The organism is Methylomonas sp. Uni0011 (assembly GCF_056850255.1).
The window spans coordinates 1-2,142 of record NZ_JBVVNO010000041.1 but is presented as its reverse complement, the minus strand read 5'-3'; the positions used below and the strand labels follow the sequence as shown (position 1 = coordinate 2,142).

Below are 2,142 nucleotides of genomic sequence, written 5' to 3'. Positions count from 1 at the left end.
GCACTTCGACCGCTTCGTTCAGCGGCAGGATCACGCCGTCCAGGGTTTCGTTGACGCCTTGGACGATTTTGCGGAAGTCGCCTTGGTGTTTGCTGGCGTCGGCCCGGGTCGACAGTTTGCCTTCCACTGCCGCTTGCGCCAGCAGGTTGGCGTCCGCCACCAGGGCGTTCACCGCATCAATACAGGTGTTGAGGTTGTTTTTGATGACGTTGAAGTCGCCGTTGTAGCTGTCCGTGATTTTGGCCGGGATGGCGCCGCGCGAGATTTTGTCGACGTAGTCCGCCGCCACGTTGAGCGGGCCGATCACGGCATCCAGGGTGTTGTTTACGCCTTGGACGATTTTGCGGTAGTCGCCTTGGTATTGGCTGGCGTCGGCACGGGTGGCCAGGCGGCCTTCGATCGCGGCTTTTTCCAGGGCGGCGGCTTCCGCCACCATGTTGCTGATGGCGTCGATGCAGTTGTTCAGGTTGTTTTTGATGGTGTTGAAGTCGCCGTTGTAGTGGTCGCTGATTTTGGCCGGGATGGCGCCTTTGGCGATGTTGTCGACGTAGTCGGCAGCAACGTTGAGCGGGCCGATCACGGCGTCCAGGGTGTGGTTGACGCCTTCCACCACTTTGCGGAAGTCGCCTTGGTGTTTGCTGGCGTCGGCTCGGGTCGACAGTTTGCCTTCCACTGCCGCTTGCGCCAGCAGGTTGGCGTCCGCCACCAGGGCGTTCACCGCATCAATACAGGTGTTGAGGTTGTTTTTGATGACGTTGAAGTCGCCGTTGTAGCTGTCCGTGATTTTGGCCGGGATGGCGCCGCGCGAGATTTTGTCGACGTAGTCCGCCGCCACGTTGAGCGGGCCGATCACGGCATCCAGGGTGTTGTTTACGCCTTGGACGATTTTGCGGTAGTCGCCTTGGTATTGGCTGGCGTCGGCGCGGGTGGCCAGGCGGCCTTCGATCGCGGCTTTTTCCAGGGCGGCGGCTTCCGCCACCATGTTGCTGATGGCGTCGATGCAGTTGTTCAGGTTGTTTTTGATGGTGTTGAAGTCGCCGTTGTAGTGGTCGCTGATTTTGGCCGGGATGGCACCGCGCGAGATGTTGTCGACATAGTCGGCCGCGACGTTGAGCGGGCCGATCACCGCATCCAGAGTATTGTTGACGCCTTGCACGACTTTTTGGAAATCGCCCTGATGCTTGCTGGCATCGGCGCGGGTCGACAGCTTGCCTTCCACCGCCGCCTGCGCCAGCAGGTTGGCGTCGGCCACCAACGCGTTGACGGCATCGATACAGGTGTTGAGGTTGTTCTTGATGACGTTGAAGTCGCCGTTGTAGTTATCGGTAATCTTGGCCGGGATGGCACCGCGGGAGATCTTGTCGACATAGTCGGCCGCCACGTTCAACGGCCCGATCACCGCATCCAGGGTATTGTTGACGCCTTGGACGATTTTCCGGTAATCGCCTTGGTATTGGCTGGCATCGGCGCGGGTGGCCAGACGGCCCTCGATCGCCGCCTTTTCCAGCGCCGCCGCTTCCGCCACCATGTTACTGATCGCGTCGATACAGTTGTTCAGGTTATTTTTGATGGTATTGAAATCGCCGTTATAACTGTCGGTGATTTTGGCCGGGATGGCGCCGCGCGAGATGTTGTCGACATAGTCGGCCGCGACGTTGAGCGGGCCGATCACCGCATCCAGAGTATTGTTGACGCCTTGCACGACTTTTTGGAAATCGCCCTGATGCTTGCTGGCATCGGCGCGGGTCGACAGCTTGCCTTCCACCGCCGCCTGCGCCAGCAGGTTGGCGTCGGCCACCAACGCGTTGACGGCATCGATACAGGTGTTGAGGTTGTTCTTGATGACGTTGAAGTCGCCGTTGTAGTTATCGGTAATCTTGGCCGGGATGGCACCGCGGGATATCTTGTCGACATAGTCGGCCGCCACGTTCAACGGCCCGATCACCGCATCCAGGGTATTGTTGACGCCCTGGACGATTTTGCGGTAGTCGCCTTGGTATTGGCTGGCGTCGGCGCGGGTGGCCAGGCGGCCTTCGATCGCGGCTTTTTCCAGGGCGGCGGCTTCCGCCACCATGTTGCTGATGGCGTCGATGCAGTTGTTCAGGTTGTTTTTGATGGTGTTGAAGTCGCCGTTGTAGTGGT

1 pseudogene is annotated in these 2,142 nt (G+C 59.6%); it reads right to left on the bottom strand.

The features are described 5' to 3' along the window. Positions 1–2,142 (bottom strand): annotated as a pseudogene (locus AC0IM9_RS20370) (hypothetical protein); the annotation flags it as partial.